The 6,656-nt window shown below is 72.2% G+C and carries 6 protein-coding genes; 4 read left to right on the top strand and 2 right to left on the bottom strand.

Going from position 1 to position 6,656, the window contains the following annotated elements:
• Positions 1–320: 320 nt before the first annotated feature.
• Complete coding sequence (locus tag ACFXGX_RS15395; RefSeq protein WP_384790257.1) at positions 321–590, top strand: hypothetical protein; 270 nt, start codon at positions 321–323, stop codon at positions 588–590.
• Between the two features lie 115 nt (positions 591–705).
• On the opposite strand, the gene ACFXGX_RS15390 is transcribed toward ACFXGX_RS15395, so the two are convergent.
• On the bottom strand, positions 706–1,467 hold the full coding sequence (locus tag ACFXGX_RS15390; RefSeq protein WP_384790254.1) for a ferritin-like fold-containing protein: 762 nt from the start codon (positions 1,465–1,467) through the stop codon (positions 706–708).
• 276 nt (positions 1,468–1,743) lie between these two features.
• Between ACFXGX_RS15390 and ACFXGX_RS15385 the strand changes: the two genes are divergently transcribed.
• On the top strand, positions 1,744–3,960 hold the full coding sequence (locus tag ACFXGX_RS15385; protein ID WP_384790251.1) for a DEAD/DEAH box helicase: 2,217 nt from the start codon (positions 1,744–1,746) through the stop codon (positions 3,958–3,960).
• A gap of 184 nt (positions 3,961–4,144) precedes the next feature.
• Positions 4,145–5,038, top strand: a complete 894-nt coding sequence (locus ACFXGX_RS15380; protein WP_384790248.1) for an alpha/beta fold hydrolase — start codon at positions 4,145–4,147, stop codon at positions 5,036–5,038.
• 143 nt (positions 5,039–5,181) lie between these two features.
• Here ACFXGX_RS15380 and ACFXGX_RS15375 read toward each other — a convergent pair whose 3' ends face one another.
• Entirely contained in the window at positions 5,182–6,078 is an 897-nt protein-coding gene (locus tag ACFXGX_RS15375) for an NYN domain-containing protein (protein WP_355769917.1), read from the bottom strand.
• A gap of 228 nt (positions 6,079–6,306) precedes the next feature.
• On the opposite strand from ACFXGX_RS15375, the gene ACFXGX_RS15370 reads away from it, so the two are divergent.
• Positions 6,307–6,459, top strand: coding sequence for a hypothetical protein (locus ACFXGX_RS15370; RefSeq protein WP_007384531.1), 153 nt, complete (start codon positions 6,307–6,309; stop codon positions 6,457–6,459).
• Positions 6,460–6,656: the final 197 nt, after the last annotated feature.

Genomic DNA, 6,656 nt, shown 5'->3' with positions numbered 1-6,656 from the left:
GTCCCATCACTAGGAGTTGTCCGTTCATGACAGGTACGAAGAGGTACTTGGCGGTGGCCGTGGCCGCCGCCGCGCGCAAAACCGCGGCCACCGCCGCGTACCGCGTCCCGAACCCCCAGCCCGCGCCCCCCCCCCCCCCCCCTTCCCGTACGCGCGTCCCGCCGGTTCGCGCGGCCATCGCGTCCGGCGCACGCTCGCTTCCGTTCCGTCACTTCCGCAGATGGAGCACATGCCGGGCATGGAGGAGGGTTGCGTTCCGAACGTCAGGGGTAGGACCGGCTACGACCGATTTGCACCGGCCGTGAGGGAGGGACCCCACCATGTTCTTGGAAGCGTTCGGCTCCGCGCTGATCGGTCTCGCGCTGGCATGGGCGGCCTCGTACCGCCTGCCCCACCGGTTGCCGTCGCGCAGCCTGGTCCTGTCGACCGGGGTGGCGGGAGCCCTGTTCGGTGCCTTCCTGACGCACACGGCGCTGGGCTCCGGCCACTTCCTGGCCATCCTTCTCGGCGCGGTGGCCGTCTCGGCGGCGCTGCTGTCGTTGCTGCTGCGCCCCGAGGAGCGTTTTCGACGCCACTCGGCGACCGCGTAAGCCGCTGCGAAGGCCCCGCTCCCGCGACCGTGAACCGCGCGTCTAGACGGCGGGGCGATCAAATCCCCCGGCCGCGCGCCTCCCGGCGTCCGGGAGGCGTGAGGCCCTGGGCGCTCTAGGCCGCCAGGCCCAGCGCGGCCATCCGCTTGGTGTGCGCCTCGGTGATCCGGGAGAACATCCGGCCGACCTCCGCGAGGTCGAATCCGTCCGCCACGCCGCCCACGAGCATCGTCGACAGTGCGTCGCGGTCGGCGACCACGCGCTGCGACTGGGACAGGGCCTCGCCCATCAGCCGGCGCGCCCACAGCGCGAGCCGGCCCCCCACGCGCGGGTCGGCGTCGATCGCGGCGCGCACCTTCTCGATGGCGAAACCGGCGTGCCCGGTGTCGTCGAGGACGCCGAGGACGAGCCCGCGGGTGTCCGAGTCGAGGCGGGCCGCGACCTCACGGTAGAAGTCACTGGCGATCGAGTCGCCGACGTACGCCTTGACGAGCCCCTCCAGCCAGTCCGAGGGGGCCGTCTGCCGGTGGAAGCCGTCGAGCGCGGCGACGAAGGGCTCCATCGCCTGCGTCGGCTCCGCGCCGATCGCGGCGAGCCGGTCCCGCAACTGCTCGAAGTGGTGGAACTCGGAGGACGCCATCTTCGCCAGCTCCGCTTTGTCGCTGAGCGTGGGCGCCAGCTTGGCGTCCTCCGCGAGCCGCTCGAACGCCGCGAGCTCGCCGTACGCGAGCGCTCCGAGCAGGTCCACGACCGCGGCGCGGTACTGGGGCTCGGCCGAGGCCGTCTCCCAGTTCTGCGCGGCGACTCCGGTGGCCGCGGGGGCGGTGTCGGCGGGGGCCTCGGCGGGCTTCTCAGCGGCGTTGTCAGGCGTCGTCATGAAGCGCACAATAGCCCGCTCACAGCACGAGGGAAGTCCCTGGTCAACCTGTGCGACGACGACTACGTGACCAAATCGGCCATCACATGTGCGCGAATCCGGGGTATGGTGGTAATGCGCCCGGCGAGTATTCGACGGGCCGCACGAATGAGGATGCCCGGTCGGTGGCCCGATCGGCTCCGACCCGACAGCCCTCCTCGTCGGTACGGCACATTGCGTACGACATCCGGAGGGAACCCTCAGCGGCACGAGAGCTCGAGCGTCGGCAGTGGTCCCATGCCACCCGGCCCGCCCGTCAAGAGCGGCCGACGTCCCCGGCACGGTCCCGTCACGACCCCCGCGTTCGCCTCGCACCGCGTACACAGAAGAGGCAGCACCCTGACTACGACTTTCCGAGAGCTCGGAATCCTCCCTGAGACCGCCGAGGCCCTTGAGGCCGTCGGCATCGTCAACCCCTTCCCCATCCAGGAGATGACGCTCCCGGTCGCCCTTTCCGGCACCGACGTCATCGGCCAGGCCAAGACCGGCACCGGCAAGACGCTGGGCTTCGGCCTCCCCCTCCTGGAGCGCGTCACCGTCCCCGCGGACGTCGAGGCCGGCCGGGCCAAGCCCGAGCAACTCACCGACGCCCCGCAGGCCCTCGTCGTCGTCCCGACGCGCGAGCTGTGCACCCAGGTGACCAACGACCTGCTGACCGCGGGCAAGGTTCGCAACGTACGCGTTCTGGCCATCTACGGCGGCCGGGCGTACGAGCCCCAGGTCGAGGCCCTGAAGAAGGGCGTCGACGTCATCGTCGGCACCCCCGGGCGCCTGCTGGACCTCGCGGGCCAGAAGAAGCTCAACCTCAAGCACGTCAAGGCCCTCGTCCTCGACGAGGCCGACGAGATGCTCGACCTGGGCTTCCTGCCCGACGTCGAGAAGATCATGAACATGCTGCCGGCCCGCCGTCAGACGATGCTGTTCTCGGCGACCATGCCGGGCGCGGTCATCGGTCTCGCGCGCCGCTACATGTCGCAGCCCACACACATCCGCGCCTCCGAGCCGGACGACTCGGGCGCGACGGTCGCGAACACCAAGCAGTTCGTGTACCGCGCGCACAACATGGACAAGCCGGAGATGGTCTCGCGCATACTGCAGGCCGACGGCCGCGGTCTCGCGATGGTCTTCTGCCGCACCAAGCGGACGGCGGCGGACCTCGCCGACCAGCTCCAGCAGCGCGGCTTCGCGTCCGGCGCGGTCCACGGCGACCTCGGCCAGGGCGCCCGCGAGCAGGCGCTGCGCGCCTTCCGCAACGGCAAGGTCGACGTCCTCGTCTGCACCGACGTCGCCGCGCGTGGTATCGATGTCGAGGGCGTCACCCACGTCATCAACTACCAGTCCCCCGAGGACGAGAAGACGTACCTGCACCGCATCGGCCGCACCGGCCGCGCGGGTGCCAAGGGCATCGCGATCACCCTCGTCGACTGGGACGACATCCCGCGCTGGCAGCTCATCAACAAGGCGCTGGACCTCGGTTTCCCGGCCCCGCCGGAGACGTACTCGACCTCTCCTCACTTCTACGAGGAGCTCAGCATCCCGGCCGGCACCAAGGGTGTCCTGCCGCGTTCCGAGCGCACCCGCGCCGGGCTCGCGGCCGAAGAGGTCGAGGACCTGGGCGAGACCGGTGGCCGTGGCGCTCCGCGTGGCCGCGGTGGCCGTTCGGCCGCGCCCTCGTCCACCGAGCGTGAGCGCGCCCCCCGTACGCCCCGCCAGCGCCGTCGTACGCGCAGCGGTGCGCCTTCGGAGGAGACGTCCGCGTCCACGGCCGCTCCGGCGGCCACGGAGTCGCCCGCGTCCGTCGACAGCTCCGAGCCCCGTACGCCGCGCCGCCGCCGGCGGACGCGCGGTGGAGCGGGCGAGGCCGTGGCGGCCGTTGCCGCCGCCCCCGTGACCGAGGCCGCGGAATCCGCCGTGGCGACGGCCGAGGGTGTCACCGACGAGCCGGCCGCGCCGCGCCGTCGCCGGAGCCGCAAGAGCGCCGCGACGGCCGTCGAGACGGCGGAGGCGGTGGTGACCGCCGCCGAGGCCGTGGTCGAGAGTGCCGCCGCCGAGGTCGTCGCCGAGGCTCCGGCCAAGCCGGCCCGCCGCCGGACCCGCAAGACCGTCGAGACGGCGCCCGCCGCCGAGACGGTCGCCGAGGCCTCCGAGGCCCCGGCCGAGCCCGCGCGCCGCCGGACCCGCAAGGCCGCGGAGGCCGCCGTCGACACCGTCGAGGCCCCCGCGACCGAGGTCACCGAGACGGTCACCAAGCCGCGCCGGACCCGCGCCAAGGCCGCGACCACGGACACCACCGAGGCCGCCGAGGCGACCGAGGCCAAGCCCGTGCGCCGCCGGACCCGCAAGGCCGTCGCCGAAGCCGAGATCCCGGCCCAGGCCGCCGAAGCCACGGAGGCCAAGCCCGCCGCGCGCCGACGCACCCGCAAGGCTGTCGCCACGGAGCCCACGGAGAGCTGACCTCTCCTCCGACGGCCCGGTCCCCCATCCGGTGGGGCCGGGCCGTCGGCGTTTCCCCGCTCCGGCCGTCGGCGTTTCCCGGCTCCGCCCCACCCGCCGGCCCACGGCGGACTTCACCGGGGACCGGCCTCGGGGCAACGCACCCGTCGAGCGGCCGTCGCCGACGCCCGATAGCCTCCTCCGCATGAGCAGGCCCTACACATTCGTTCCGCCCGCCGGTGTCCGCGCGTACCGGTTGTCCACCCCGCGCGGCGAATTCGCCGTGCTCGACGCCGCGCCGGAGGGACGGTGCAAGGGGACCGCCCTGCTGCTGCCGGGATTCACCGGGAGCAAGGAGGACTTCATCGCGCTGCACGTGCCGTTGGCGGCGGCGGGCTACCGGACGGTGGCCGTGGACGGGCGCGGACAGTTCGAGACCGAGGGGCCACGGGACGACGAAACTGCTTACGCGCAGGACGAGTTGGCGCAGGACGTACTCGCGCAGGCCGCTGCGGTCGGCACTCCGGTGCACCTCGTGGGGCACTCGCTCGGCGGTCAGATAGCGCGTGCCGCGGTGCTGACCGACCCGTCGCCGTTCGTGTCCCTGACGCTCATGGCCTCCGGCCCGGCGCAGATCTCCACGGCACAGCAGCAGCGCGTCAAGCTGCTGCGGGACGCGCTGGCCGTGATGAGCATGGCCGAGGTGTGGGAGGCCATCCAAGCGATGGAGTCGCCCGAGGAGACCGACACGGGCGGGCTGGACGCGGGGCTCGACGACCTCGCCGACCTGCGCCGCCGCTGGCTCGGCAACAGTCCCGCCCAGCTCGTCGCCACGGGCCGCCAGCTCTGCGAGGAGCCCGACCGGGTCGCCGAACTGGCCGCCGTCCCGCTCCCGAAGCATGTGCTGTCGGGCGAGCGTGACGACACCTGGCCGGTCGCCCTGCTGGACGGGATGGCCGTACGGCTGGACGCGCTCCGCACGGTCGTGGAGAGCGCGGAACACTCCCCGAACGCCGACCAGCCGCTGGAGACCGCCCACGCCCTGGCCGCGTTCTGGGACGGCACACGGCCCACGAGCGCTCCCGGCAGCGCGGACTGACGCCACTCCCGGCGGCATGAGCCGGCACCACCCCCGGCGGCATGGGCCGGCACAGCTCACGGCGGCATGAGCCGGCACAGCTCCCGGCATCATCGGGGCCGGCACCGCTCCCGGCGCCGTCGGCCAACTCCCGGCCGTGTCGGCTAGTACTGCCCCTGAAGGTGCTCCCAGAAGCCGTCCCGCAGGGCGCGGCGCAGGTCCGACTGGCCGCGCAGGGAGTACTGGAGCAGCCCCTCCGCCTCGACCAGCAGGTCCTGGTCGACCGAGCCGGGCAGATACGGGTGCCCGGGCAGCAGCTCGGCCAGGGACTCACGGCCGCGGGCCGCAAGCCACTTCGCGGCGATCTGGGCGCCCACGAAGCGCACGTCCTCCCGCGTGGGCCGGACCGCCGCCGTCGGGTCGTACGACTGGGCGGTCCGCCTGGCCACATACGGCTTGAAGAAGTCGAGGTCGAGCGTGCGCTGGCTGTCGACCTCCCAGAGCAGCGGCTCGGCCTGGTTGCCGCCCTCGGGCGCCTCGATGCCCCAGAGGTGGACCCGGGCGCCGTAGCCCTGCGCCGCCTCGACCGCGGAGACGAGGTCCTCGTCGCCGCCGAGCAGGGCCGCGTCGCTGATGGCGCGGTGTCGGGCGAGGGACTCCAGGTCCGAGCGGATGAGTGAATCGACGCCCTTCTGCTGGTTGTTGGCGTTCAGGTTGCCCAACCGGACCTTCACGTCCGGGAGTTCGGCGATGGACTGCTGTTCCGCCGTGTGGATGCGGCGCCGTGCGCCGTCGTACCAGTAGACGCGCAGCAGGCGGCTGTCGGCGAAGATCGTGCGGGCCCGGTCGATGAGCGCCTCGATGAGGCCCTCGGTGTCCAGGTCGAACGAACGGCGGTCCTCCGTGCCGGCGACGAGGCGCCCCGCTGCCGCGTACAGATATCCGGCGTCGACGAAGATCGCGTGGGTGGAGGGTGTCTTCGCGACCTCGGCGAGCATGCGCTGAAGCAGCTCGTTCGTACGGTCTATGCGGGCGGCCAGAGCCGCGTGGTCGTCGTTCATCGATTCCATTGTCCCGGCGGTCACGCTGCGAACACAACCGGCGCCGTTCGGTCTCCGCCACCCGAGCTACCCGCCGGTAATTAGGTTCTCGAAAAATTTCCTTAGCGTAGGGAATGTTTGTAACACACACCCCGTTGACTCCCTACGTGAGCAAGTGCAGAGATGCCTCGCTCGCCACACACTCAAGTAGTTCTCCTCAGGAGGATGACCAGACGAAGGGAGAAGCCCATGCGCTTCGAAATCATGCGACTCGACGATGTCGACGGCACGCCCGTGGACAGCACAGTCGTGGACGCCGCCTCCGTCAATCGGATCGTTCAGCAGGCCGCCGCCATCGGGCAGCGACTGTGGATCCGCCCGGCCGACACAAGCGCTTCATAACGACGACGACCGTCCGCTTCGCCGCACGAAAACGCACGGAAAGCGCCTCGTGGAAGCGAAGGGCGTAGCGGACAAGCAGACGCTTCACAGACTTCAGAGCCCCGCGGGGGGGGGGGGGGGTGTGGGCTGTGGGGGCGGCGGGGGGGGTCGCGGCGCGGGGGGGGGCGGCGGCGGGGGGGCGCGGGGGGAGTCGAGAA

The organism is Streptomyces sp. NPDC059371 (genome assembly GCF_042751995.1).
In the GTDB taxonomy this organism is placed as follows: domain Bacteria; phylum Actinomycetota; class Actinomycetes; order Streptomycetales; family Streptomycetaceae; genus Streptomyces.
Note: the sequence above shows the minus strand (reverse complement) of the source record. Positions and strands in the feature narration are given on the sequence as shown.